The sequence below is a fragment of the Paenarthrobacter sp. AT5 genome, from assembly GCF_032764245.1.
Classification (GTDB): domain Bacteria; phylum Actinomycetota; class Actinomycetes; order Actinomycetales; family Micrococcaceae; genus Arthrobacter; species Arthrobacter ureafaciens.
Window position 1 is genome coordinate 3,348,362 of sequence record NZ_CP136441.1, and the last position, 24,732, is coordinate 3,373,093.

Annotated in this window: 27 protein-coding genes and 1 tRNA gene; 14 read left to right on the forward strand and 14 right to left on the reverse strand. The window is 62.8% G+C overall.

Features of this window, described 5'->3' with window-relative positions; translation table 11 throughout:
* The first annotated feature begins 16 nt into the window (after window positions 1-16).
* Genes RI444_RS15465 through RI444_RS15510 form a run of 10 tightly spaced genes read left to right on the forward strand, consistent with a single transcriptional unit; the run spans window position 17 to window position 7,815 of the window.
* A complete protein-coding gene (locus tag RI444_RS15465) occupies window positions 17-946 on the forward strand; it encodes a hypothetical protein (protein WP_207605735.1) in 930 nt (309 codons plus the stop codon).
* The gene (locus RI444_RS15470; RefSeq protein WP_207605734.1) at window positions 940-2,067 is read left to right on the forward strand and encodes a Gp37-like protein; all 1,128 of its coding nucleotides are present in this window, start codon (window positions 940-942) and stop codon (window positions 2,065-2,067) included. Before RI444_RS15465 ends, RI444_RS15470 begins: the two co-directional genes overlap by 7 nt.
* Window positions 2,067-3,062, forward strand: coding sequence for a hypothetical protein (locus RI444_RS15475; RefSeq protein ID WP_207605733.1), 996 nt, complete (start codon window positions 2,067-2,069; stop codon window positions 3,060-3,062). Before RI444_RS15470 ends, RI444_RS15475 begins: the two co-directional genes overlap by 1 nt.
* A 13-nt stretch (window positions 3,063-3,075) precedes the next feature.
* Window positions 3,076-3,432 carry a hypothetical protein gene (locus RI444_RS15480; RefSeq protein ID WP_207605732.1) on the forward strand — a complete coding sequence of 119 codons (357 nt, stop codon included), beginning with the start codon at window positions 3,076-3,078 and terminating at the stop codon, window positions 3,430-3,432.
* A complete protein-coding gene (locus tag RI444_RS15485) occupies window positions 3,416-4,150 on the forward strand; it encodes a hypothetical protein (protein WP_207605731.1) in 735 nt (244 codons plus the stop codon). Before RI444_RS15480 ends, RI444_RS15485 begins: the two co-directional genes overlap by 17 nt.
* Window positions 4,147-4,761: a M23 family metallopeptidase gene (locus RI444_RS15490; RefSeq protein ID WP_207605730.1), complete on the forward strand. Its 615-nt coding sequence runs from the start codon at window positions 4,147-4,149 to the stop codon at window positions 4,759-4,761. Before RI444_RS15485 ends, RI444_RS15490 begins: the two co-directional genes overlap by 4 nt.
* 11 nt (window positions 4,762-4,772) lie before the next feature.
* Window positions 4,773-5,168 carry a hypothetical protein gene (locus RI444_RS15495; protein WP_207605729.1) on the forward strand — a complete coding sequence of 132 codons (396 nt, stop codon included), beginning with the start codon at window positions 4,773-4,775 and terminating at the stop codon, window positions 5,166-5,168.
* A 2-nt stretch (window positions 5,169-5,170) separates the two neighbouring features.
* On the forward strand, window positions 5,171-5,467 hold the full coding sequence (locus tag RI444_RS15500; protein WP_207605728.1) for a hypothetical protein: 297 nt from the start codon (window positions 5,171-5,173) through the stop codon (window positions 5,465-5,467).
* 21 nt (window positions 5,468-5,488) lie between these two features.
* Complete coding sequence (locus RI444_RS15505) at window positions 5,489-7,117, forward strand: hypothetical protein (protein ID WP_207605727.1); 1,629 nt, start codon at window positions 5,489-5,491, stop codon at window positions 7,115-7,117.
* Window positions 7,117-7,815, forward strand: a complete 699-nt coding sequence (locus RI444_RS15510; protein ID WP_207605726.1) for a hypothetical protein — start codon at window positions 7,117-7,119, stop codon at window positions 7,813-7,815. The genes RI444_RS15505 and RI444_RS15510 overlap by 1 nt, the downstream gene beginning before the upstream one ends.
* 56 nt (window positions 7,816-7,871) lie before the next feature.
* Here RI444_RS15510 and RI444_RS15515 read toward each other — a convergent pair whose 3' ends face one another.
* Genes RI444_RS15515 through RI444_RS15525 form a run of 3 tightly spaced genes read right to left on the reverse strand, consistent with a single transcriptional unit; the run spans window position 7,872 to window position 9,520 of the window.
* Window positions 7,872-8,123, reverse strand: a complete 252-nt coding sequence (locus RI444_RS15515; protein WP_207605725.1) for a hypothetical protein — start codon at window positions 8,121-8,123, stop codon at window positions 7,872-7,874.
* Window positions 8,124-8,171: 48 nt separating this feature from the next.
* Window positions 8,172-9,326 (reverse strand): hypothetical protein, encoded by a 1,155-nt coding sequence (locus RI444_RS15520; protein ID WP_207605724.1) that lies wholly within the window; start codon window positions 9,324-9,326, stop codon window positions 8,172-8,174.
* Window positions 9,323-9,520 carry a hypothetical protein gene (locus RI444_RS15525; protein WP_207605723.1) on the reverse strand — a complete coding sequence of 66 codons (198 nt, stop codon included), beginning with the start codon at window positions 9,518-9,520 and terminating at the stop codon, window positions 9,323-9,325. Before RI444_RS15525 ends, RI444_RS15520 begins: the two co-directional genes overlap by 4 nt.
* Before the next feature lie 131 nt (window positions 9,521-9,651).
* On the opposite strand from RI444_RS15525, the gene RI444_RS15530 reads away from it, so the two are divergent.
* Window positions 9,652-10,236 (forward strand): hypothetical protein, encoded by a 585-nt coding sequence (locus RI444_RS15530; protein ID WP_207605722.1) that lies wholly within the window; start codon window positions 9,652-9,654, stop codon window positions 10,234-10,236.
* Between the two features lie 97 nt (window positions 10,237-10,333).
* Here RI444_RS15530 and RI444_RS15535 read toward each other — a convergent pair whose 3' ends face one another.
* From RI444_RS15535 to galU, 6 genes are all read right to left on the reverse strand, one after another.
* Window positions 10,334-11,008, reverse strand: coding sequence for a hypothetical protein (locus tag RI444_RS15535; protein ID WP_207605721.1), 675 nt, complete (start codon window positions 11,006-11,008; stop codon window positions 10,334-10,336).
* 137 nt (window positions 11,009-11,145) lie between these two features.
* Window positions 11,146-11,218: transfer RNA gene (locus tag RI444_RS15540), tRNA-Ala, on the reverse strand.
* A gap of 38 nt (window positions 11,219-11,256) precedes the next feature.
* Window positions 11,257-12,057, reverse strand: a complete 801-nt coding sequence (locus RI444_RS15545) for an SDR family oxidoreductase (protein ID WP_062097412.1) — start codon at window positions 12,055-12,057, stop codon at window positions 11,257-11,259.
* A 4-nt stretch (window positions 12,058-12,061) separates the two neighbouring features.
* The gene (locus RI444_RS15550; RefSeq protein WP_062099272.1) at window positions 12,062-12,931 is read right to left on the reverse strand and encodes a hypothetical protein; all 870 of its coding nucleotides are present in this window, start codon (window positions 12,929-12,931) and stop codon (window positions 12,062-12,064) included.
* A 152-nt stretch (window positions 12,932-13,083) separates the two neighbouring features.
* Window positions 13,084-13,710, reverse strand: a complete 627-nt coding sequence (locus RI444_RS15555; RefSeq protein WP_062097414.1) for a GNAT family N-acetyltransferase — start codon at window positions 13,708-13,710, stop codon at window positions 13,084-13,086.
* Window positions 13,711-13,715: 5 nt separating this feature from the next.
* Window positions 13,716-14,621, reverse strand: a complete 906-nt coding sequence (gene galU / locus RI444_RS15560) for a UTP--glucose-1-phosphate uridylyltransferase GalU (RefSeq protein ID WP_031216593.1) — start codon at window positions 14,619-14,621, stop codon at window positions 13,716-13,718.
* A gap of 130 nt (window positions 14,622-14,751) precedes the next feature.
* Here galU and RI444_RS15565 point away from each other — a divergent pair, with 130 nt between their 5' ends.
* From RI444_RS15565 to RI444_RS15575, 3 genes are all read left to right on the forward strand, one after another.
* Entirely contained in the window at window positions 14,752-15,354 is a 603-nt protein-coding gene (locus tag RI444_RS15565) for a 5-formyltetrahydrofolate cyclo-ligase (protein ID WP_021472494.1), read from the forward strand.
* 153 nt (window positions 15,355-15,507) lie between these two features.
* Complete coding sequence (locus RI444_RS15570; protein WP_207605720.1) at window positions 15,508-15,774, forward strand: FmdB family zinc ribbon protein; 267 nt, start codon at window positions 15,508-15,510, stop codon at window positions 15,772-15,774.
* Window positions 15,775-15,840: 66 nt separating this feature from the next.
* Window positions 15,841-16,623, forward strand: coding sequence for an RcpC/CpaB family pilus assembly protein (locus RI444_RS15575; RefSeq protein WP_079941116.1), 783 nt, complete (start codon window positions 15,841-15,843; stop codon window positions 16,621-16,623).
* 3 nt (window positions 16,624-16,626) lie between these two features.
* Here RI444_RS15575 and RI444_RS15580 read toward each other — a convergent pair whose 3' ends face one another.
* From RI444_RS15580 to RI444_RS15600, 5 genes are all read right to left on the reverse strand, one after another.
* The gene (locus RI444_RS15580; protein WP_069695751.1) at window positions 16,627-20,904 is read right to left on the reverse strand and encodes a DUF4011 domain-containing protein; all 4,278 of its coding nucleotides are present in this window, start codon (window positions 20,902-20,904) and stop codon (window positions 16,627-16,629) included.
* A gap of 153 nt (window positions 20,905-21,057) precedes the next feature.
* Window positions 21,058-22,647, reverse strand: a complete 1,590-nt coding sequence (guaA, locus tag RI444_RS15585; RefSeq protein ID WP_031216589.1) for a glutamine-hydrolyzing GMP synthase — start codon at window positions 22,645-22,647, stop codon at window positions 21,058-21,060.
* A gap of 123 nt (window positions 22,648-22,770) precedes the next feature.
* Window positions 22,771-23,271, reverse strand: coding sequence for a DUF3817 domain-containing protein (locus RI444_RS15590; protein ID WP_021472488.1), 501 nt, complete (start codon window positions 23,269-23,271; stop codon window positions 22,771-22,773).
* Window positions 23,268-24,167 carry an SURF1 family protein gene (locus RI444_RS15595; protein ID WP_207605719.1) on the reverse strand — a complete coding sequence of 300 codons (900 nt, stop codon included), beginning with the start codon at window positions 24,165-24,167 and terminating at the stop codon, window positions 23,268-23,270. The genes RI444_RS15590 and RI444_RS15595 overlap by 4 nt, the downstream gene beginning before the upstream one ends.
* A 43-nt stretch (window positions 24,168-24,210) precedes the next feature.
* Window positions 24,211-24,699 (reverse strand): PTS sugar transporter subunit IIA, encoded by a 489-nt coding sequence (locus RI444_RS15600; RefSeq protein WP_021472486.1) that lies wholly within the window; start codon window positions 24,697-24,699, stop codon window positions 24,211-24,213.
* Window positions 24,700-24,732: the final 33 nt, after the last annotated feature.

A 24,732-nucleotide genomic window follows, 5' to 3' on the forward strand; every position in this document is an offset into this window, starting at 1 on the left:
GTGGACGAGGATGAAGATGACCTGGACGGCTAAGGGTGTCACGTGGCCGCTGACGGACCCGGCATCAGGGTTGTTCCTGATGCCGGGCGTCCGCGGCCTCGGCTCGATCAGCACTGAACGGCATTCCACCACGTCCCCGGCGGTCGCCGGGTCACGGCATGAAGGCAACTCGGTCCTGGATCGCAGCGTCTTCTGGCCGACACACATTTTCCACGACGGCGGATCCGAAGCATGGGTCGAACGCGACCGGGCGTTCTGGAAAGGCATGGACCCGGGAGACACGGGAGTGTGGACGATCTTCCACCCAGGCGGCGGGGTGACCAGGTCGCTCCTGCTGCGGTTCCGGGACGACGGCGACCACACTATCAACTACGATCCGTTCCGTTACGGATGGCAAACGTATGGCATCAACTTCGTCGCCGAACGGCCGCACTGGGAGGGCCTCCCTGTTGTCCAGTCGTGGAAGAACCCGGACTACCTCCCGTTCTTCGAACCGACGGGGCCGCACCTGTTCAACATCGGCTCCGGAGCTGACGTCCAACTTGCCACCATCGACAACCCGGGCGACGCCGAGTCATACGCCAGCTGGTTCATCGACGGAGAAGCTTCCGAAGCGGCCGTGGGAATCAACGGCGACGTCGCCCACGTGCCCTTCCCCGTGCTGGCCGGGAAGTGCCTGGTCATCGAATCCGACCCTGACAGGATCGGCGCGACCATGTATGACGTCTCCCCCGCCCAACTGGCCCTCGACCCGGATGAGAGAAAGAAACCCTCCGAACGGATCATCGGCGTTGACCTCATCAACCCAGTCAATCGGACCCCGGACCTCGGGGAAGCGGACTTCCCGCCCATCCCGCCCGGATCCAAAGTCAAGCTCTCCCTCTCCCTCGAAGGAACCGGAACCGTCGAAGCCCGGCTCCCCACCCTGTACAGGAGGCCATGGTGAGCATCTTCCGCATCGCCGTCTACGACAAGAACCGACAATTCCGATGCCAAATCGGAAACCCCACAGCGCTCGCCGGCATCATGCGACACAACATGGTCTCCACATTGGACCTGACCGTCCCCCTGGCTCACGAGCACATCGGGGAGCTGATGGCGGACGGGGCTCGGATCAAGGTGCTGTTCCGTAAGAAGCACCTGTTCTCTGGGCCGATCATGGAGGAGAACGGCGAGTCGAACGGGGTCAAAGGCTCCGTGACGTTCAGCGCGGAGGGCGATCTCGCCGCCCTGAAGGACATCCTTGGTTGGCCAGTCCCGGGATCCGCGATCGACAACCAAGGCGCGGCCGAATACCGAACGTACACCGGAACCGCTGAGGCCATCGTCAAAGCAGCTGTCCAGGAGAACGGCGTAGTCCGAATGGGGGTCCCCGGCCTGACGGTGGCCCCAAACCTCAACCGCGGCGCAGTGATCCCGGGCGGGGTGCCGCTGCGGATGCACCCTCTGTTCGACCAGCTGTTCCCCGCCGTCGAGACCGCCGGCCTCGGCGTCACCGTGCAGCAGCTCGGAACGGATCTCGTCCTGGATGTCTACGAAGCCGGAACCTACCCCCGAACGCTGCGGGTGAAGGGGCGGACGCTCAAGGGCGTCAAGTGGAACCGCAAACGGCCCACAGCTTCCCGGGTGGTCATCGGCGGCCAAGGCGAAGGCACGGCCCGGAACTTCCGGGTAGTGATCGACCCCGACAGGGAAGCCCAGTACGGCATGAAGGGCGAGACGTTCCGGGACGCCCGCGACGACAACACACCCACGGTCATGGACGCTCGCGGCCGCGAAACACTCGACGAAGCGGGCCCTAAGAATGGCCTGACGCTTGAGCTGGTCGGTACGGGCATCTTCCAGTACGGCGAGGGCGGCTTTCGCGAGGGCATGACCGTCCCCGTCGAAGTCGCCGACGGTTTGGTCATCACCCAGCCCATCCGCGAGGTGAGCCTCAAATGGGTCTCCCCGGAGTACGCCGAGATCAATCCCATGATCGGCGAAATCATCAACCAGCCAGCGCGGATCTTCGCGCAACGAATTGCCGCCCTCTATAAGGGGCTGCGGAACCAGGAGCGCCGCTGATGCCTGTAGTTTTCACTTCCCGGGGCTACGACACCACCCCCGCGAAGCCCTACACAGAGGACGCTTGGGCCAACGCCTTCGGCGACTCGTTCATTGGAGCTTCGAAGTACGGCGTCAACGGTGCCGGCGATTGGAAGGTCAGCATCGTCGCCAACGCGACCCGGACGGTCTCCATCGCCGCCGGCAAGGGCTGGGGCTGCGGCGTCACCGACGAAACCACTCAGAACGAGACGCTGCAGTTCGCACCTTCTGCCTCCGGCGCCCGATGGGACACCGTGGCAGTCCGTAGGGACTGGAACCCGACGGCTGGTGTCTCTCAGTTCGTGATCATCCAGGGCGGGTCATCCCGGGCTATCTCCGGATCTCGCCTGTTTGGCCCGGGCGACATTGATGACCAGCCCATCGCCTTGGTTCAGATCAAGGAGAACCAGACACAGCCCGAAGCTGTGGTGGATCTGCGCTGCTGGGCCGCCAACGGCGGCGTCATCATCCGCGACGATGCCGCGCGCTCGTACCTTGCCCGTCTTGGGGCTGAAGTTCGGCTGGGTTCTGTGACGTGGTTCTACGGGATGGATGGCAATGGCACTCCGGCGTGGTCGAGCGATGCGCCCGACCAGAAGCCGGTTGCTCTCTCTGGCGGTTACGCTCCGCTTGCCGCCGGCTACGCCGCACCCAACACCCGGAAGCACTCGGACGGGCGGATCTACTTCGGCGGGGCCATCGGAGCCTCCGGAGCGACCGTAAACGTGGACAAGAAGATCCCGGACGGCCGATTCAAGATCGGCGAAGTAGATCCAAGCCATCGGCCAGCAACTTTGGAGGCCTTCGAACCGATCGCCACGACTTCCCTGGGCAGAGTTTTTGTTTACGTGTACCCGGCTGGCCACCCCAGCAAGGCGGGGCACATCGAATTCGAAGCATCAAATACCGGTGTCATCCCAAAAGACAAATTCTGGATCATACTCACCGGCGGGTTGAGTTGGGCCGCGGCATAGGAGGGGCAGGCGTGTGGAGCCAGCGCTCATCACTGCGCTCGTTGGGGGGCTCACGGCACTCGGTACAGGTGCATGGAAACTCATCGACCGGGCCGACAAGAAACGTGAACGACGGGAGGCGGCCGTGGAAGAACTTCTGAGGCAGCGAATCGCGACTCTGGAAGCGGAGGCGGCCCAGAAGGACGCCGACCACAAAGCCGAACTAGAGAAGCAGGCCACGGCGTTCCAGAAAGAGCGCCGACGCACGAATCGCAAGCTCGCCCGAATCAAGGCGGCAGCCGGCAAATGGCGGGAGCAGCTGCTGACGAACGACATCCAACCCGATCCCGCCGAATGGCCGACGGAGGATGACAATGACGACAGCGAGTGACAAGGCGCTCGAAGAGGCTTCCGAGAAAGCAGCAAAGTCGAGAAGGGCCAGTAAGCGGACGCAGCTCCTGCTTGCTGGCCTTTCGCTTCTCCTGCTTGTCGCGGTGGCCGCTGCAGGGTGGCTGGCCTTCGACAACCACCGCCTGGCAGTTGCAAACGCCGCCTACGGAGCGGAACAGGCCCAGGAGAAGCAGAACTTGGCACAAGCGGCCACCGACACGTTGTGCCGCTCTACCGACCAGAGCGCAGCGGCATCAGAGACGTGCCGAAACCTTGAGAAGGCAGCCACCGAACCAAGCCAAGGCCCCCAGGGAGTCCAAGGCATCCAGGGCATTCCCGGACCGCAGGGCATCCAAGGCCCAGAGGGCGTACAAGGTCCGAAGGGAGAGAAGGGCGACACCGGAGCTACGGGCGCTGCAGGGGCGGCTGGCGCAAATGGGACCGACGGCGTAAACGGCGTTGACTCCACCACCCCCGGACCTGCAGGGCCGAAGGGTGACACCGGCGCACTAGGTCCTGTGGGACCAGTTGGCCCCGTAGGTCCAGCTGGGCCAGCGGGAGCCGACGGCGCCGCCCCGACCTCGTTTTCCTTCACCGACCCGAAGTCCGGAACCGCATACACCTGCACACCGAATCCACCAGGCTCCACCACCTACACCTGCGCTGCAGCGCAGGCGGCGCCATCCGCAACAACCCAATCAAAGGGAGGTCAAACGTGAGACCCGTCGATAGCAAATGGCCGCAGTCCCAGGGCTTCGGCTCCTACGCGACAGCCGGAGTCGTGGGCAACCCCCGAGGCAGCGTCGTGCAACAGCTGGTTGCCCAATACGGCGACTACCAGCCGTTCGGCCACGCCGGAGATGACATAGCTTGTCCCATTGGCACGCCAGTTCATGCTCTTGCGGACGGAGTAGTGGTCTGGGCAGGCTGGGCGGAAGATATGGCCGGAGACGACAGCGACTGGGGCTACCGGCAGCGTTTCTACGTCTACAAGAGGTTCCCCGGCATCCTCACTGTCATCCGGCACGACAACCGGACAGACGGGCTGCTGTACAGCCTTTACGGTCACCTCTCAAGCAACGACGTCGCTCCGCAGGGCACGGTCGTCAAGGAAGGCGACCAAATAGCGCTCAGCGGCAATACAGCGAGCCGCACCAGCTTCGTCGCCGCCCACCTCCACGTCGAAGCACTCATCGACATGTCGTTCCGGTCAAACGGCGGACTCATATACGGACGCACCGACCCCACCCACTGGTACGGAACCACCTCCCCCAAGTCCTACTCCGTAGATGAGCAGTGGTTGCTCGACCTCGGTCTATCAATCCCCTAAGGAGAAAAGAAATGCCAGCTCGTGTCAGCACCTCCAAAATGTCCAATCAGGAGAAACTCGACTTCGTTGTTGACGCCATCGCCAACGGCGGGCAGTCGATGCTCTACGGCGCATCCCTCATCGATCTGATCGACGACATACCCCGCCGAGTGGTCAAGTCCAAAGTCGTCAGGGACGGCCGAAAGATCGACCTCGATCAAGAGATTGCCGACTCCAAAACACTCGGCCTTCGCACCGAAGCCCAACTCGCCGGCCTAACCGCCGCAGTCCAAGCGCTCGCCGCCGGATCCGGAGCCGATCCAGAGTTCATCAAGCAGACCATCGACGCGGCCATAGACCGCAACCTGGCCAAAATCACCGCGACGGTCACAATCGAGGCAGCCCCCAACCTGAAGCAGGAAGGTTAGCCATGGCTGATCACGCACTGTCCACGCAGGAACGCAACCCCTGGTCCGCAGTCGTTCGCACCGCGGCGGCGGTCCTTGCACTCATTCCGATCATCAACGGAATAACAGCTCTCATCGTGGAACTGCTGAAGCCTTACGAGGTCTACCTGCCCGCCTGGGTGTTCCCGGCGCTCAACGGCATCATGGTCGCCACGGCGCTACTTGCCTCGCTCGTCACCCGCGTAATGGCCCGCCCCGACGTCAACGCCTGGTTGCGGAAGTACGCTCCATTCCTCGCCCCCGAAGACGGCAAAAAGTAAGAGAAAGCAGGCACCCGGAAAATGGCCGATTACACATTCGAGTCGGAACTGGTCGCTGACCCTTACAGCTTCGACCGGGCGGCAAACGCATCAATCACGGTCTACGACGTAGCCGACGAAAACGAGACCACCCCGCTCGCGCTGAAGGACATGCAGGGTCTGCCGCTGGCAAACCCGCTCACTTCTTCAGCCGAAGCCTTCGTGCCGGCCTTCATTGCCCCAAGCCCAGAAGTAAAGATGGTCGGCGGAGGACTCCGCGTGCCCAGGGCAAGCTTCAAAGGCGTCAGGGAAGAAGCGGCCGCCCTGAAAGTGGCAGCACAGGAAGCCGCAGCAGACGCGGCCGAATCCGCCCTCAACGCGCAAGCACCAACCGACGCCCAGGTAGACGCAGGCATCGCCCGTGCCAACATCCCCGCGCACGTGGCCGCCGTCGTTCCCGACGCCGTACTGGCATCAGCCCAGACACAGGTCCCACCTCTCGTCGCCGCCGCGCTCGCTGACGAACCTGCTGTGACTGGTGCCGCGGCGGCGTTGGCTCAGTCTGATGCCGGCCTGGTAAGAACTCAGGACTCCCGACTGCTGGACTCTGGCGATGTGCCAGGCGTCTTGTTTGGTGTGGTGGGGAGTGACGATAAGCAGACGGCACTCATGCTCGGTCTTGATGGTGAGCTGACACCGACTGCAGCTGCTCGCGTCGGAAAGTCCCTCGGTGTACAGGACATCGCTCTCGATTCCGGCGAGCAGTACGTTGTGGTGAACGAGAAGGACCAGGTCATCTTCTCCGACGTAACTGCCCAGGCGGGGGCTACGTCGGCGTTTCCGGTTGCCGATTGGGCACACTGGGGCGATTCCATGACGGACAATGCCGTGACCGGCGCCAATGCTTGGGTGACTAAGCTGGCGGCACTCACCGGGAGGAACCACTTCAACGGGGGCTGGTATCAGCAGACCGCGGCGCAAATCTCCGCACGGCAAGGTGGGCAGCCCTCCATCGTTACCGTCGCCGGGAATGTCACTTCCGGGACGGGGCCGACGACGGTCACCTCGATCGTCAATAAGCCTGTCTTGCCGGACGGCGTCCGTTCTGTCCCGGGCACTCTCGCCGGTGTTCGAGGCATCCTCAAGGAACCCACGGATGGAAATGTCCAGTTCACCCCGGACATTCTTGGCGTCTATCCAATACAGGCAAAGTCGGTGTTCACGCCAACGAACGGGAAGAACTACCGTGATCGCACGGTAACGATCTGGTCTGGGCGGAACGACGTCACCTACACCACCCCCATCACCCTCGTGCTCGCATCAATCCGGGCGGCGATTGATTATCTTTCACCGAATGTGAAGCGAGTCATCGTCATGGAGGTAGTGCCCGCACAGTGGGACAACGCCGGACAGAAGGCTTATCTGGCTGCCCTGAATGCTGCGATAAAAGCCGCCTTCCCGGAATTCTGGCTGGACATTGCAACTTGGCTCCGCACTCCGGCCGCTGCTGCAGCTGCGGGTATCGCCTTCACCGCCGAGGACAACACGGACATCGAGAACGGGCTAACTCCTACGTCGTTCCGCATTGACTCCACGCATATCAATGCCGCGGGGTGCACCGCCGTCGCGGCCCGCGTTTACCAAGAAGCACAGAATCGAGGCTGGCTGTAATGTCCAAACTTGTCACCGCTGTCGGAGCCATCGCGTCCACGACAGCGCCCCGGATTGTCCGGACGCCCGGCGTGAGTGGATACTCGTCGCGGTTCATCGCCAACCACCTCGACGCGCCGGACGGCTCCATCCTCGCGTCTTGGAATTCGGTGGCCGGAGCCATTCCCGCGTCCCTGACCAATGTGGGCGGCACGCCAGCTGTCACGTTGGGCACTGAAAACGGCATCCGACACCTGTATTCCCCAGGAGGGACAGCCGCTGGCGGGCGACTGTTGAACCCCGTCCACACAACGCAGCGGCCTATGACCATCGCAGCCGTGTTCAAAGCCGCCGGGAGTGTCACTGACGTTGTGGGAATGACGGGCACAACCATGGGCCGCAGCGCAACGGGCTATTACCAAGGCTCGTCCGGCGGGGCGACACTGACGAGCATCAACCATGACGGATGGGTATTCATGCTCGTTGCCCAGGCTGCTGACGCAGGGTTTTCCTACATCATCCGGGCAGACTCCACGGAGGTAACCGACCCCACAGGTGTGACCGCGGCCGGATCCTTCGGCGGCATCTATTTCGGGTCGGCTACTGCAGGTCAGGCAGCGTACGTACGCGAGTTGATTTACTGGCCGACTCAACTTGGCCTCTCCGACCGAAATAAGGTCCACGAGTACATGAAGTCTCGCTACCCAGAACTGCCGTAGAAACGAAACTGCCCCCGCACTCCTGTATGGAGAGCGGGGGCAGTTTTCTTCGTTGGCTAGTGGCCGATCGTTTCGATCTTTGGGTTCAGAATGAGAACTTCCTTGGCGGCCGGAAGCTTGTCGACGAGGTCGTTCTGGATCCCAGTGATCAGAATAAAGCCCGCCTTGACCGGGTCGGAGGATGCTTCGAAGGGGGCGGTGAAGTCGGCCCCCATTCCGATCTCTGCAGGCACCGTGAGAGCTGCTTCCTGGAATACGGTGTCTTCAGCTTCGATTTCGATTTGGAGGCTGATGCGAAGGCGGGTCATAGCGAACCTTTCGTAGTGTGTTAACGGGTGGAGCGATGCTTGGAGCGTCTAGGCCGCAACGGCCGGGTGATAGGGAGCCAAGAAGCGGCGTATCTGTCGGAACTCCCGCCAGTCTTGCTCCGTGTAGAACTGGATTCCGGCGTCTGCCAAGCGTTCAGCCAGGATACCGAAGAGCATCGGCGGGAAGTGCTGGAAAAGATTGGTGTTGGCTCGCTCGAAGAACGTCAAGTCGAGGCGCTTAGCATGGTCGAAAGCATCTGACGGGATGTCCCGTAAAAGGTCGCTGGCAACGTCTTCACCAGCATGCTTGGCTACGTAGAGCGCCAGCAGGTCAAGTGCGAAGTTCTGCCCGAACGCGAAGTGCGGTTGGGTAGGCTTTTTCGTTAAGTCGAGTTCCAGCTGCACGCCCTGGCGCTCAGCCACTACCTGCGTCAGGACCTGCTTGCGGTATAGCTTCTCTTCGCCGGGCGAGGCCACGGACGCCAGCGATTCCCGGATCATTTCAGGCCGGTAGTGCATGAGGGCTTGGAGTGTACCGATTTCTGTCAAGCCCACAACGAAGGGTGCATTGGTAAATCCGGCTGCGGCGAACGGGGGGAAGGTTACGTTCCGGGCCGCCGCCGGTGCCATGCTCATATTGTCCGGTCCGGCCTCAAAAATGCTGCCAAAGGTGTGAAACTCTGCCCGGGTATGTTGGCTCGTGAGGATCGCGCCAATGCCCATAAACGCCCAAGAGTTTCGGTGCAGCCCGGTTTCGAGAAGGTTCGTTTGGACGGTGATGGTCTTAAAGTGCTTTTCGAAGAACGCGCGCTCGCGGGCGAAGCGCCCCATGAAATCCATGGAGACAAGCTCAGTGCCCAAGGGCATAAGGCAGTAGGCGGCCAGTGAGTCAAACCCACCGCTGAAGCTCAAGAGGGTGCCCTCGCGCGACAGCTCTCTGAGTGAACCAGTTCCTCTGGTGGTGACGCTGGCCAAGGTATAGGCCTCGATCCTGCGGATAGCCTCCGCTGACGGAGACAGGTCGAAGTGGATCTCTTTGAAGACCCGGGCGCAGAGTGTGGACAGCGCAATGAGAATTGTGTCGTCGGTCAGGGCTACTGGCTGGCTGAAGGCGAACCAAAGTGGCTGTACGGCACCATCTCGTTCCACTTCAAGGTCAATCCGCTGAGAATCCGTGACCGTGATGTTGTTGAAGCGGATCATGCCTGCCCGAAGTTCTTGTAGGCGACTTCTCCCGCGAGGCGGAACGCTTCGCGGTATGCCGCCTCGTCGGTGGGCTGTTTAGCAGCTTCGAGTGCGATTTTCCAGGCGTCGTCCACGTTTGCTCCCACAGCAAGTGCGACGGCGGCCAGGGCAGCGGTGGGCTGCCCGTTTTCTTTGTGTTCAGTTGACCCCATTGGGCCAAACTAATGGAACCTACAACGTTTCGAGTAATTTGACTTGTCAAATGACAGATTCAGTTATATGTAAGCCTACTGATGACATCCGGCTTTAGTCCGCTGGACTACGGGGCGTGCATGATAGGCGCATGAGAGACAAAGCTGGGAACGTATATTCGGCAGTTGGTGGAATCCTTGCCGGGGCCGGCGCGGGCGCATTCCTGGCCGGCGCAACCACGAGCTATTCGGGCTGGGCTCTACCCTGGACCCTAGGCGTGGCCGTCCCGGTTACTGCCCTCGGCCTCTACATGATTTTGGCCGTTTCTATAGGTTGGTGGCTGCCGTGGCGTCAATCCCGCTTGGAGAGAATCATCGACGACGCCCGACGCCTGAGCGCCGAGATCGAGGATTGGCACGTCCACTGGCGCAACGCCGAATATTGGTCTTGGCACGACAAGTTTCTGACGGCAGAGCAGCCCCTACGTGACGAACTGTGGCGGCACGAAACCGAGCGAACGAAGAACAGCATGGACCGGATGGCCGACGATTGGGAGGCCAGGTTCACGGTACGTGTTCTGACTAGCTTTGACCTCATGGTTGAACATGGCGCCAAACCGCTCGAGCACATGCCTCGTAAGTGTTTTGAGTACCACGCCGGCATGCAAGGGATGCAGGAAATTGGCACCACTTTGGGCGTCATGGCATCGAAACTTGAAGTCATGAAGTCGGCCTGAAAGGGCTGGCGGGAAAGACTCAACGCCTGCCGCAGCTCGCGATTACCTCGGGGGACGGGCGGATGGCATGTCTGGGATCTGCGTGGCAGATCCGTACTCAATGCCCTCGCCTGAGGTCGTTCACTGCCTGCACCAGCTCGCTAAGCTTCTTCAGCGTCGGACTTGGCCGGACCATTTCCACGCCTGAACTTGCCTCAGGAGTGGCGCCCAGAGCTTTCTGGTTCAAGTGGAAACGTTCGACATAGCGCTTCGGGTTTGGCCCCGGACCCAAGTAGCTCACAGTGATATCAACCGGGATGTCGAAGCCGGTGGCACCAGAAGATCCAGGGTCGTGGCGCTCGCCGAGGTACCAGAAGGTCCGGATGGTGGTGTCCGGGGGAAGGATTTGCGGTTGCTCCAACATGCTTCGAAGGGTGCGCGTCACAGCGTCGTCTTCCGGCCATTCAGAAACCGCGAACGTAAGATCAGTGGCCGAAGACCTGCCTGAGTTTCGGATGAGCAGGTCCCAAGCTCCATGTCCGCCGAGGCTCGGCACAAGCACCGCATACACATAGGGGCGGGTCTGCTCCACGCTGTCCTGTTCCATCTGTTTGGATGTGAGCCGGCTTTGGTCCAGGGTGTCCCGGGCAACACGCCAAGCGAAGATTGCGCCGATCAGGAGGCCAATGGTGAGGACGGCCGTGATCGCAGCTGCGATTGCGGCCACCCAGGATGCAGCGGCCGCCGACTCTGCTATTTCTACAGTCCGCCGTGCGAGTTCCTCATTGTCCATGGTTACCTGCCGTCTTGTGTAGGTGAAGGAACGTATCTGACAACATGTGCGGTACGTTTGCGGTACGTTAGCGGTGATCCGGATTCAGAAAAGCCCGCTTGGCCTACGTTTTCGCAGGTCAGGCGGGCTTTCTTGTGTGGAGCTAAGGAGATTCGAACTCCTGACCTCTTCGATGCGAACGAAGCGCTCTACCAACTGAGCTATAGCCCCCGAACCTGCGCCCTTGCGGCGCGGCCAGTGTCCCTAGGCTATAAAGTTTTCCGACCGTTTTCCAACCACGACACGAACGTCTCCCGGCCGTACTTCTGCTCCGGCACCAGGTTCAAGCCCGCCCGCAAGTAACGGCCCATCGCTCCGGGCAGCGGTACGTGGATGAGCTTGCCCCGCGAGCCAGTGGCTGCCTTCCAAGATACCGCCAACTCCTGCATGCTGAGCACTTCCGGCCCGCCGACAGTCCGCACGTGATGACCCGCCCCCTGCCCCGGCCCCTCCGCTGCTTCCAGCGCTGCCTTGGCCGCATCCGCCGGGGAGATGGTCTGGAACCTCGCGCCCTTGAAGACAGGGATCAGCCCCAAACGGGAACCGGCTCCAAAGACCATTGCCACCAGGCTGTGGAACTGGGTGGCCCGCACCACTACGCTCTCCAGCCCGGAGTCGGCGTAGGCCCGCTCCTTTGAAGCTTTGGATACGTAGTAGGGATACGTGCTGCGATCGCAATTGATGATCGACAACACCACGGCCCTGCCCGCCCCGGCATCGCGCGCTGCCTGAGCAAGCCGGGCACCGCCGTCGGCGAACTGCTTCCGTGCCTTGCCGAATTGCCCCTCCAGGCAGTCGATCACGACGTCGGCACCCGCCACTGCGGCATCCAAGCCAACACCGGTGGTGACGTCGCCCGCGAAGTAGGTGGCGCCGTCGTGATGCGTGGACGATCCAGGGGACGGCACGTGGCGGCTCAACACCCTGACGGTGTGGCCTGCTGCCAAGGCGAGCCGAACGACTTCGCGACCAACCTGACCGGTTCCGCCCGCAACGCAAAGAACCGCCATTGGCCTAGGCGCGCCGGCGTTGGAGGACGTCGTCGAGGTTGCTCAGGGCGCTCTGTCCCTTGACGGCGGTACGGGCCGGCCCTGCAGCCTCCTGCTGGACGGCACCCTGCTTGAGCACAGGCTTGCCCACCGGCTTGGGGGCCTCAGGCAGGTCCAAGGGCTCAGGGGCGGGACGGTTCGCCTTGGCCGCGCCCACGTACGTGGGCTTGGGGATCTCAACCGGTTCCCAGGGAGTTCCCTCGTTCCCGGCGGACGTTTCTGCCGACTTATCACCTGCTGCCACGGCAACTGCAAGTGCCGCTTGCCGGAGTTCCAAGGCAGAAAGCCGTGGCGTTTCCGGTTTGTCCGCTTCCGCATCAAAAACGGGAGTTTCCTTGGCCTCGTTAATGGGCTCCTTGGGCAGGTACCTGGCCGGCGTGGGAATCCGCGTGGCCTGTGCCGCGCGGCGGGCGCGCCGTTCACGGAGATCACGCAGGGCCAGCTTCCGCAAGACGACCACGGCCAGGACGGCACCGATGAACGACACCAAAGGCAACCAGAAGGAGCCTTGGCCGAAGAGGGTGAACACCCCCGAGACGGCGGCAGTGACCAGCAATATCAAACCGGCCAGGGCAAGGGTCAACCTTGCGTAGCGGATGGTAAACGGCGTGTTGGGCGTAGCCCGGGGAGACGACTCAGCCACACGGGATTCCTGGGGCGACGCCTGTGCTTTGCTGTGCATGGTCTCCATCGGTTTCTCCTGCTGAGGTGCCACGGTAAAGACCACCCCTGCCTGCGTTTCGTCTGGCTTGTCCTCGAATACCTCACCCGGCACGGTGGCCGTTTGGACCTGCGTCCGTTTGCTCCGAAGAACATAGGGCGCCACCCACACCATCCACAGCGCAACAGTGACAACGAGTATCACTGAGCTGCTGAGAGGGAAGTCCACATTCAAAACCGTAGAAGCAAATCGTCAGGTGCTGCGGCATTGCCTGCGGTGTGTCGCTTGCGAGTCCCCAAATGATGGCCGCGAACGGGAAAAACGGCCTATGACCTGCCCGTTCTTCGTTCCAGCCAACCTCGCAGAAGTCCCTGCGGCACTTCCTCGGACGTCAGCGCGAAGGACCGGTGGTCCGCCCATTCACCATTGATGTGCAAGTACCTCTGCCGGTAGCCCTCGTCCCGGAATCCGAGCTTTTCCACCACGCGCAGGCTGGGCCCGTTCTCTGGACGGATGTTGATCTCCATCCGGTGCAATCCGAGCGCGCGGAAACAATGATCCGTAGCCATAGCCACCGCCGTTGGGGCAATCCCGCGCCCGGCGCGGTCCTTGTCCACCCAGTACCCCAGCGTGGCCATCATCGCCGATCCCCAAACGATCGAGGAGACGGTCAGCTGTCCCACGATGCGCGGCTCGCGGAAACCGGGAGTCCTTTCGGTGATCAGGAAAGGCAGTGCGGTAGCCTGCCTCGCCTGGTCATTAAGTGACGCCACCATCTGGCGGTAGCTTGGGAGCCGTCCGCCCGGAGCCGGATTGGATGCCTCCCACGGCGCGAGCCATTCACTGTTCCGCGTACGGACCTCGGACCACTCCCGCTTGTCGCGGTACCGGATTGGCCGAAGTACGAGGTCTCCGCTTTCCAGCGTTACCGGCCAGATGGCAGAGCCGTACACCGCAGTTACTTGGGCAGGGAAGCCGTGAAGTCCGGCAGCCACTCGCGAAGCTCGGGACCGAGGTCTTCACGCTCGCAAGCAAGCTCGATGCAGGCTTTGAGGTAGCTCAGCTTGTCCCCGGTGTCATAACGGCGGCCGCGGAAGACCACGCCATAGACGCCGGATCCTTCGCCTTCTCCACGGGCCAGTACCTCAAGGGCGTCGGTCAACTGGATCTCGCCGCCGCGACCGGGAGCGGTGTTTTCCAGGACATCGAACACTGCCGGGTGCAGGACGTACCGGCCAATGACGGCCAGGTTGGAGGGTGCTTCTTCCGGGGACGGCTTCTCAACAAGCTGCTTGATGCGTACGTAGCCGTCTTCGTCGTTTTCCTCGACGTCGGCACAACCGTAGGCGCTGATCTTGGAGGGCTCCACCTCGATCAGGGCAACTACAGAGCCGCCGGTCTTCTGCTGCACGGCGATCATTTCGCTCAGGAGGTCGTCCTTGGGATCGATGAGGTCGTCACCGAGGAGCACGGCAAAGGGCTCGTGCCCCACATGCTGCTTTGCACGGAGCACAGCATGGCCCAAACCGTTGGGATCGCCTTGGCGGACGTAGTGGATGTCCCCGAGGTTGGTGGCGGACTGGATCGCCTCCAGCTTGGTGGTGTCCCCCTTCTCCGCAAGCGTGGCTTCAAGCGCCGGCACACGGTCGAAGTGATCCTCCAGGGCACGCTTGCTGCGGCCGGTGATCATGAGGACGTCGTGCAAGCCGACCTTGACTGCTTCTTCGACCACATACTGGATGGCGGGCTTGTCAACTACGGGCAGCATTTCCTTCGGCATTGCCTTCGTGGCAGGAAGGAACCTGGTACCGAGACCCGCTGCGGGGATGACGGCCTTACGGACAGCATTGTTATGGTGAGTCACCGGACTAATCTAACGGAAGGATCACGTCAAAAGGTAAACCCCCGCCGTGCGGGTGTGCACAATCTGTTGACGTTCACGTCCGGCAAGGGCAGCGCTGCCCCCCCGGACCACTTCGACGAAACGGACGGACATGGAATCCAAGGAAGAAATCCGCAGCGCCCGACGGCTGCAGCGGCGAAACCGCACGCCGGAACAAATTGCCGCGGCCGGAGAGGCGCTGGCACGGCACGGGGTGAGTTGGGCGAAGGACGTCTCAGGCGGGTCCCCGGCCACCTTTACCGTCTACTTGGGCGTGGCCTTCGAGCCGCCCACCCTGCCATTGATTGAGGCGCTGCATCAAGAGGGGCACAGGATCCTGTTGCCCGTCTGCGAGCCCGGGCGCACGATGAGCTGGGTGGAATGGACGCCGGAAACCACCTTCGTGAGGTCCACATACGCCCCCATCGATGAGCCCGAGGGCGAGAGGCTTACCAGTGCGGTGGCAGGAGCGGATGCGGCAGGCATCTTCATGCCCGCGACTGCCGTTGACGGCGATGGCAACAGGATCGGCCAGGGCGGCGGATACTATGACCGTTTCCTCCAGGGCCTCAAGGATTCGGCGCAGCGGCCGCGCACCATAGCGGTGACGTACGACGACGACGTGTTGCCGTCCGGTGCTATTCCCGCCGAGGCTTTTGACCAGCCGGTTACGGAAGTTCTGACGCCCTCGGGAATTGTCCGGCTCGGCCGGTAGTTATATGCCGTGGTATCCCGCACAGATAACGACCGGTCGACCGGCGGAATCCACGGGATGATAGAATTGGCTCTCAGGCCCTGCGACTGCTAAGGGAGGTTGTCCTCCCCGCGCCGCCGCCGGACCTGAACTTTGTTCTGAAGGAGGAATTCAGTGCCCACTTACGCATACGCCTGCAAAGACTGCAACCATGCCTTTGACCTCGTGCAATCCTTTTCGGACAGTTCCCTGACGGAGTGCCCGGAGTGCAAGGGTGCGCTTCGCAAGAAGTTCAACAGCGTCGGCGTCGTTTTCAAGGGCTCAGGGTTCTACCGCACGGATTCCCGCGATTCCAAGGGAAGCACGGTTTCGGCCGCTCCTTCGGCTCCCGCGACCCCGGCACCCGCTGCGACTCCTGCGCCTGCTGCCGCCGCCAGCTGATCGCTTTATCCACATAGGGCTTCCGGCCGCTCCCCTGCGGCCGGACCCCTTGGCTAGCGTGGCCATATGCCACTCAAGCCACCCTCCGCACCGCGCTTCCGCACCAGGCAAACGCCCTTCGGGACCCGGCGCCATCAGGGCACCACCCGTACAACAGACCCAAGCGGTCACGGGCAGCACTGGACAGCCACCGCCGCTTCCTTCGGAGCCAGGCATCGGCGCCTGACAGTGGCCCTGCTGCTCTGCCTGGCCACCGGAATCGCCGTCCAGCAACTTACTCCAGTTCCCGAGCAACAGGTCAGCATAGTGGTTTCGGCCAGGGACCTCCCGGTCGGCGCCAGCGTCTCTGAAGCAGACTTCATCACCGCTGGCATACCCCGAAGCGCTTCCTTCCCCGGAGCCATCGAGGACCCTGCACGTCTTCAAGGCCGCCAACTCGCTGCACCACTGGCCAAAGGCCAAATCCCCACCGAGACCAGCTTCCTGGGTCCGGGATTGCTCACCGGTGCACCGCCGGGGTCGGCCGCCGTCCCGCTCCGAATGGCCGACCCGGCATCAATTCGCTTACTCTCGCCCGGGCAGCTCATCTCGGTCATCCTCTCGGCCAGCGAGGCATCCGCATCTTCCCCACGCCATGACGTGCTGGCAGGGGCCGTTCCTGTGCTGTGGACCTCAGCCCAAGGCGATGCCCCCGGCCAATGGCCGGGCACATCCGAAGCGGACGGGTTGGTAGTGGTAGCCGCAGACCCCCAGCAAGCAGAAAAGCTTGCCGGCGCTTCAACGCACGGCAAGCTTTTCTTTATGTTGGTGCATGGACCCCAATCCGGCCCACCGGACACTGCAGAATGAGCGTCAGCCCCAGTGCGGGGGCTTCTGCTCCTTCAGCCACTGGTCATGGTCATAGCCGGGTTCGTCACCCCATCGGCGCGGATCATCTTCGGCCGCCTTATTCGGCAGGACGCCTTCAGCAGCGGGCTTAGCCGCAGCACGCTTTCCCTTGGCGTCCTCGGGTGCCTCACTATCCACTTCCGGTTCTTCCTTTTCCGTGCTTTCCGTCATGCCGGCAGCGTCTGCGTTGCCTTCATCATCGTCCGTTGCCTGGGCCATCCCGTCGGTACTCCCCTTGCTTCCGGACTCGCCGCTTCCGGATTCGTCGCTGCCCTTGGCTTTGGCCACATCCTGGCTCTTAGCGCCGGGTTCAGCCGGGTTCACGGTCGCTTCTTTCCCGTCACCGGTTCCTGCCCCTGACGCAACGCCCACCGGAGCTGCCGGTGATGAGCGAACGTAGGAGGGCTGGAAATCACGCAAGTCCAATTGTTCTACATCCATGTCCAGGAAACCATGGTGGGGCGCAGTCGCCGGCTGAGGAACGTGGTTTTCGAGCCCCAAGTAGGAGCCGATCCGATCGGCACAGGAGGAGGGATCGGTGAAAACCTCGATGGTCCACAAGGACATGTAGCGCCATCCCATCCGCTCAAGCAACTGCGGGCGGAGCCTGCTGCGCTCACGGACGCTCATCCGGCGGTACCGTTCCGTACCATCCGACTCAATGGCCACGGGGGTAGGAATCTCCGCGCCTTCCCTGCCGATGGTGTGCACGGGATCGGCGGCTGCGGCAATATCCAGGACGCCATCGTAGAGATGCCAAACCCGGGCTCCCCTCGCCCGCAATCTCTCACCGAGGTCGGCAACCAGCGGATCTTCACCCAGGGCCTGTTCGCTGGCCACCGCGCGGGAAGCGGGTGTACCCAGATTGCTGTTACCCGAAAGCTCGCGGTCCAGCAGTTCGTAGAAATCAACCGCACCATGCGAAAGCCGGTCCAGGTCCAGGTCCTCCGGGCGGAAGCAGCTCAGGACGTGCATCGAGCGCCTGGCCCGGGTCATGGCCAACGCGAAGCGGTTCCGCCCACCCTCAGTGGACAACGGACCGAAGGAGTGCAGTGCCCGGCCGTGCGGCGTGCGGCCATAGCCGAGCGAGAAGATCACGTGATCCCGCACAAGGCCCTGCGCCCGCTCCAGGTCAACCACCCGGAAGGACTCCGGACCGGCCCCGAAGAAGGTCTGAAGCAGCGGGTGGTTGGGCAACTGCAACCTGATGGCCTCACCGATCCGGGCCGCGTGGCGAAGGCTGGCCGTCACAACAGCCAACGAGGTGCGGGGCCGCAGGCGGGCGTGTTCGAAGACCAGGTCAACTACCCGGTTCACCTCGGCTGCGACGGATTCAACACCCTCATGGTCGGCTCCCGGCAGGCCGGTGCCGTCAGGAATGTACTCCACCACAATGGAGCGGTCCAGGCCCGTTACGGAGCTGCCGTCCGGGAGCCGCCGAAGTCCGCCGTCGTAATAGTTCTTGCTCAGCTGCAGGACCAGGTCCTCGTCCACCGCACGGTAGACCCAGTTCAATTGCCACGTTGGCAGAATCCGTGCCAGTGCCTTGAAGGCGCTGTCCACGGCTTCGTGGCTGGCTACCCCCGCAACCGGAGGTTCCACGGCCACACTGAACGTCCGCGCATTGGCGATCTTCGCGTCACCGAAAGCCACCACCTGACGGGCCCGGGCAATAGCCGGGAGCACCGCTTGGAGGGACGTCGATTCGGCGTCGATGATCACAACGGCATCGAACTTCTGCTCGGCCGGAAGAACCCCGGTGAGAAGGTAGGGGCTGACCGACCAGACCGGGACCAAGCGCGGAACCAGGTCCGGCGCCTGCGCGCTCAGGGCAGGCAAGGTAACCCTGCCGTCCTTGAGCAAATCACGAAGAAGTTCGGCTTGGCGACGATGTTCCACGATCCCCTGGCGCCACTTGGACGCGAGCTGCCACCGCAATCGGGCGGCCCCGCTGGCAATGTGCGCCTGGTCGGCGAGGCGGAACTCGGCTTCCAGCTTGCGCAAGGAGTCGCCGTCGGACATAGCCAGGTAATCGTCCCCGCTGATCATGGCTTCCAGAGCGGACTGCCACCAGGCCAGATCCAGCTCAGCGGCCACGGATTCGGCGGGCACCTCGCGCGCAGCGAGGTCTGCCAGGAGCTCACCCAGGCCGTGCTCGCGCATCTGTTCGATGAGGAGGGTACGTTCGGGCAGCGTCTCCAAGGTGGCGGTATCTGCCACCAAACGCTCCAACCGCTCCATCAGCTCTTCATAGGGCGTCTTGTGCAGGGAGCCGCCATCGGAGGTGTACTTCAACGCCTCCCCCAAACGCTGCAGTTCGCCTTCCAATTCACGGTAAAGCGCGCCCAGATCCGCAAGACCCGACGGTACAGCGGGATGCCTCTGCGTTGTGGCGTAGCCAGCCCACAGCGCACGCTGCTCCTGAACGAGGACCAGCGAGCTGTGCAGATCAGCTATGTGGACGCCGGGACGAACGTATTCCTTGGCCACACGGCGCAGCCTGGAACGTTGCATGGAGGGCATCTCGATGTTGCGTTCCCGCCGCCAGGCCGAGGTGGCCGTGGCCGAGATCAGGTCATGGACCGGACGGTCGAAAATATCCGGGGTGAACTTGTCCAAGCTCTCGCGCACCGCGATCAGCAGTTCCAGCTGCGTGCCCCACTCAGCGAAGGTATCGCCCAGGCGGATCTCTGCGTGGTCCGCCAGTTGCTTCATGCGCTCCCGGAGAACAGGAAGCTTCTCTTCCGCCACTTGGGCCAGCTGCCGGGCCTCTTCGGTTTCCTTGCGGGTGAGGAGCCGGGCCCCGTACCAGGGGCTCGACGTCGATGCCCGGCTGAAGCTGCCAAGTTCCGCGGCGCGGCGCAAACGGCCAGCCAGCTCCTCGCGGTCCTTAATGTTGTCCAGCACGCTGCGCTTGAGTCGAACGGTGGTGGACGGTGCCGGGTGGATGGACGTCAGCTCGGCCAGCGACTGCATGGCCTGGTATGGGGAGCACCCCCACCGTTCACGGACGTTGTGCAGCGAGGCAACATGGTCCACCAGGGCATGCCGGTGGCCGGTCAACGTGGCATGCAGGTTGCCGAGCTGCGGCTCCAGGGCTTTCTCGTTCCGCATGATTGCACGGACCAACTGGCCCTTCAATTGCTGCGGCGTGGTGCCGTTGCCGGGCCGGAAAAGCATGGAATCCAGACCGAGGGACTCCAAATGTGCAGACAGGCCCGCAACACTGGATTGACGTTCGCCAACCACCAGCACGGACTTGCCTTCGCTGACCAGGGCGCCGATCGCGTTGATGGCGGTCTGGGTTTGGCCGCTGCCGGGAGGCGTGCTGACCACCAGGGAGTCACCGGCCCGGACCGCATCCACGACGTACTGCTGGTCGGTATCGGCATCCAACAGCAGAAGCTCATCGGCGGGATCGCGATCATCCAAGCTGGGGAAACGCCCGGCCTTGATGGGCTCCGGTTCAATATCGGCACCATTGGCGACCGCTGCCAGCGCGGCGACGATGGGGTTGTTCATGTTGATCCACGGATCATCGAGATTGCCCGAAAGGTCGGCCAATGTGGTGACCAAGAGGTTGAACTCCACCTCGGCGCCGTGGATGGGCTGTACGAGCGTGGCAAGGCGGTCGAGGACCGGTTGGGGATCCAGCCGCGCGGTGTTGTAGGCCATGCGTGCCACAGCGTTGACGTCGAAGACGATGCCGTGAACATTCTTCAGATGGCGCACCAGGGCCGGATTGATGCGGGCCTGTTCGGTCAACTGCAGTTCGAAGTCGTCCTCGCCCGGACGAACAGTGAGTGCAATGGACGTCAGCATCACGGGAGCCGAAACGCGCTGCGGCTTCCCACCGACGGCCGATGTCCACACCACAGTGCCGGCCGACAGATAGCCTGCCTCAATGCCGCGGTCGTTGCCCAGCTCGAAGATCTTTGAGCGGATGTTCCGGGCGGCACGGGCTGCAACAATGTATTGCTGCCTGTCCCGGATCAGCGTGGACAGGCGCGTTCTGCGCCCCGCCAACAACTGCGCCAGTCCGGATGGATGGGCGTTGCTGAGATCAATGGCGCCTTCGGGCGTCTTGACGAAACGCAGCATCGTGTCCGCACCAGTAACGGGCTTAAGTCCGGACAGCCATTTCCGGAGCTCTTCGGAGCCGTCCTCGTGGCCTTGACTTACTGACACAACTTCTGCCTTCTTTTCTGTACTAGCTTTAGACGCCTTGGACCATACCGGCATACTTTCGAGGGTAGCGGGAATACCCTGCAAGCCCGCTTCACGACACTGGCCGGGGAAAAAATCGACCACAATTCGTGGGTGCCGCCACATTCGGGCCGGCCCCTGGATAACGCAATGGCCGGCCTCCGAAAAGGAGACCGGCCATTTACGATGCTATTCCCACTCGATGGTTCCCGGCGGCTTGCTGGTCACGTCCAGCACTACGCGGTTGACGCCATCCACCTCGTTGGTGATGCGGTTGGAGATACGTGCCAGAAGGTCATACGGCAAGCGCGACCAGTCTGCCGTCATGGCGTCCTCGGAGGACACCGGGCGCAGGACAATGGGGTGGCCGTAGGTCCGGCCGTCGCCCTGCACGCCAACGCTGCGGACGTCTGCGAGCAGCACCACCGGCATCTGCCAAACGTCGTTGTCCAGGCCGGCAGCGGTCAGCTCGGCGCGGGCAATGGCGTCGGCCTTGCGGAGGAGGTCAAGCCGTTCCTTGTTGACTTCGCCGACGATCCGGATCCCCAGGCCGGGGCCGGGGAACGGCTGGCGGCCAACGATTTCCTGGGGCAGGCCGAGCTGTGCGCCAACGGCGCGTACCTCGTCCTTGAAGAGGGCGCGCAGCGGCTCAACGAGCTCGAACTGCAGGTCCTCCGGGAGCCCGCCAACGTTGTGGTGGCTCTTGATGTTGGCTGCGCCCTCACCACCGCCGGATTCGACGACGTCCGGGTACAGGGTGCCCTGCACGAGGAACTTGATCTTCTCACCCTCGGCCGCGGCCTGGGCAATGATGGCCCGTTCCGCTTCTTCGAAGGCCCGGATGAACTCACGGCCGATGATCTTGCGCTTGGTCTCCGGATCACTGACCCCGGCCAGTGCGTTGAGGAAACGCTCTTGTTCGTTGGCAACGTAGAGGTTGACGCCCGTGGCTGCAACGAAGTCGCGCTCCACCTGCTCGGCTTCACCTTCACGCAGCAGACCGTGGTCAACGAAGACACAGGTCAGCTGGTCCCCCACGGCACGCTGGACCAAGGCTGCGGCCACAGCGGAATCGACGCCGCCGGAAAGGCCGCAAATGACCTTCGAGTCCCCGATCTGCTGGCGGATGCGTTCCACCTGCTCTTCGAGGATGTTGCCGGTGGTCCAGTTGGGCGTCAGGCCCGCGCCCTTGAAGAGGAAGTTCTCCAGGACGTGCTGCCCCAGGACGGAGTGCTTGACCTCGGGGTGCCACTGCACGCCGTAAAGGCGCTTCTGGTCATTGGCAAACGCTGCAACGGGGGCGCCCTCAGTGGTTGCGAGGACCTCGAAGCCTTCCGGGGCCTCGTGGACGGAGTCACCGTGGCTCATCCAGGTGTTCTGGGTGGCGGGAACGCCGTCAAGGATGGAGCGGGCATCGCCCACCAGCAGCGCTTCGGTTGCGCCGTACTCCCGCAGGCCCGTGCGGGCTACCTTTCCGCCCAGTGCGTTCGCCATGGCCTGGAAGCCGTAGCAGATGCCAAAAACCGGAACGCCGGCGTCGAAGAGGTCAGCGTCAACCTTGGGGGCACCATCCGCGTACACGCTGGACGGTCCGCCGGAGAGGATGATGGCTGCCGGGTTCTTGGCCAGAAGCTGCTCGGTGGTGAAGGTGTGCGGAACAATTTCCGAATACACATTTGCTTCGCGGACGCGGCGGGCAATCAGCTGCGCGTACTGGGCACCGTAGTCAACAACCAGCACCGGCTTCTGGGAAGTCTGGGGTGCGGTGGGAGTAGTCACCAAACAAGACTACTTTGCCCGGCCGCCCCGGCGCACGCCGGGGAACGCCCCCGACGGTCAAATAGAGCCTAAAACGGGCCCACCGTAAGCGATCTCACACCACCCGGCGGACGGACGACGTTTTCAGTACCGCTTTGACGCTTTCGGGTTGGCCGCAAGTTCCGCCTCGACCTGCGCGTGGAACTTCTTCTCCACAATGAAGGACAGGAGCGGGACCACGCCGCCCAGCGCCAACAGGATCAGCTTGGAGAACGGCCATCGCATGAGCGACCACAGCCGGAAGTTGGAAACCAGGTACACCACGTACATCCAGCCGTGGACGATCAGCACCGTGGTGGAAATGTTGAATCCGCCAATGACGCCCTTCGGTTCAGACTGGGCGAATCCGAAACCGAACGGCTGGCCGGTCACGGCGTTTGTCCCGCCGGCGAACAGCGAGACACCGAAGGCGTAGCGGGCCACCAGCTCTGCGCACAGCAGGAGAAGCATGGCACCGGTGAGGTAAGCCATCACTTTGTAGAACTTCAGGGCCGAACGGATCTGCGCTTCGGTTCCGCCGAACCGCCGCTTCTTGGGCTTGGGTCCGGACTGTTCGGGCTGGATGGCCGGTTTGGGTTCAATCATGGCTGTACCTTATGTTCTGGTTCAGAGTGCTGGGATTCCTTGACGGCCGGTTCGTCGCTGTGGTGCGCTTCGCCGCTGTGGTGAGGGCCGCCGTCGTCGAAGTCGTCGTCAAAGTCGCCACCGTCGAACTCGTCGCCCTCGAGGTCCCGACGGTAGTCATCGGCGACCATGCGCCACCAGATGTACAGGGCGAAGCCTGCGAACACCACCCACTCAACCGAGTAGAACAAGTTCAACCAGTTGATCTGCGTGGCAGGCGGCTGGGCCGGGATGTTCAGGGCCTTCACGGCCTCGTTCGCCGGAACCGGGCCCGTAGGCGTCGATTCAGCGGTGGCTGCGACGAATCCGGGGTAGCTGGAAACGTCCCATTTGTTGATGAGCTCCGCGACGGAAACCGCCGATGCCCGGCCTGGACCGGCGTCGACATTGGGCAGTGGTGCTTCAGAGGCCAGCAGGCGGCCGGTCAACGTCAGGGGGCCCGACGGCGGCGGTCCGGCTTGGTCGGGTTCGGCCACCCAACCGCGTGCGACAGGTATCCAGGTTTGGGGTGAGGCCGCTGCTCCGCTGAGCTTGGGAGCGTTATCCACGGCGAAGGCCGTAACGATCCAGTAGCCCTTGCGGTTGTCGTACAGCCTGCCTTCGACGAGCACCTGCTTGCCCGGATCATAGCTGCCGCTGGCTGTGACCATCTGGTCTTCCACCGAACCGGGGAAGAACTGCCCCGGCTTCAGGACGTCCACCAGGGGTTTGACTTCCTCGATGGAGGACGGTGTGGCCGGTTCGTGCTGTGCTGAACGGCTGAGCTGCCACTGGCTGAGCAGCACAAAAACCCCGGAGAGCAGGAGCGCAAAGACCAATCCTGCGATCCAGCGGGGTTTCAACGCAGTTTTCAACACCCCTTAACCGTACTTCGTCCGGCTGTAGAACAACGAAACGGGGTCAGTGGTCGAAGAACACCAGGGAGGAGTTGATGAGCTCTGCGATGACTTCGGTGTCGTGGGCCCGGCGCAAGGATTCCCGGAATGACTCCTTGGACAGTGACCTCGCCAACGTGGCAAGGACTTCCAAATGGTCGGAGAAGGAACTTGCAGGGGTGGCGATCAGGAGGATGACGGTGGCGGGACCGTCGGTGGCACCGAAGTCCAGGGCGTGCCCGAACTTGGTGACGCCAACGGCGATGGAGATCCGGTCCACGAACTCGCTGCGCGCATGCGGAAGTCCGATCCCGCCGGGAAGGCCGGTGGCCAGCTGGTGTTCACGCGACTGAACCTGCTTCAGGAACCCGTCAAGGTCCGTAATCCTGCCTGCTTCGTAAAGCTTTCCGGCCAACTGTGCCGCAGCGTCATTCTTGTCCTCGGCAACGAGTTCAAGAATGACGGTCTGCGGCGTTGTGAGTTCCGCGTCATACCGGTCAAGTGGTTCTGCCAAGTCCTGTTCCCTCCAGATGCGGCCTCCCGGCCG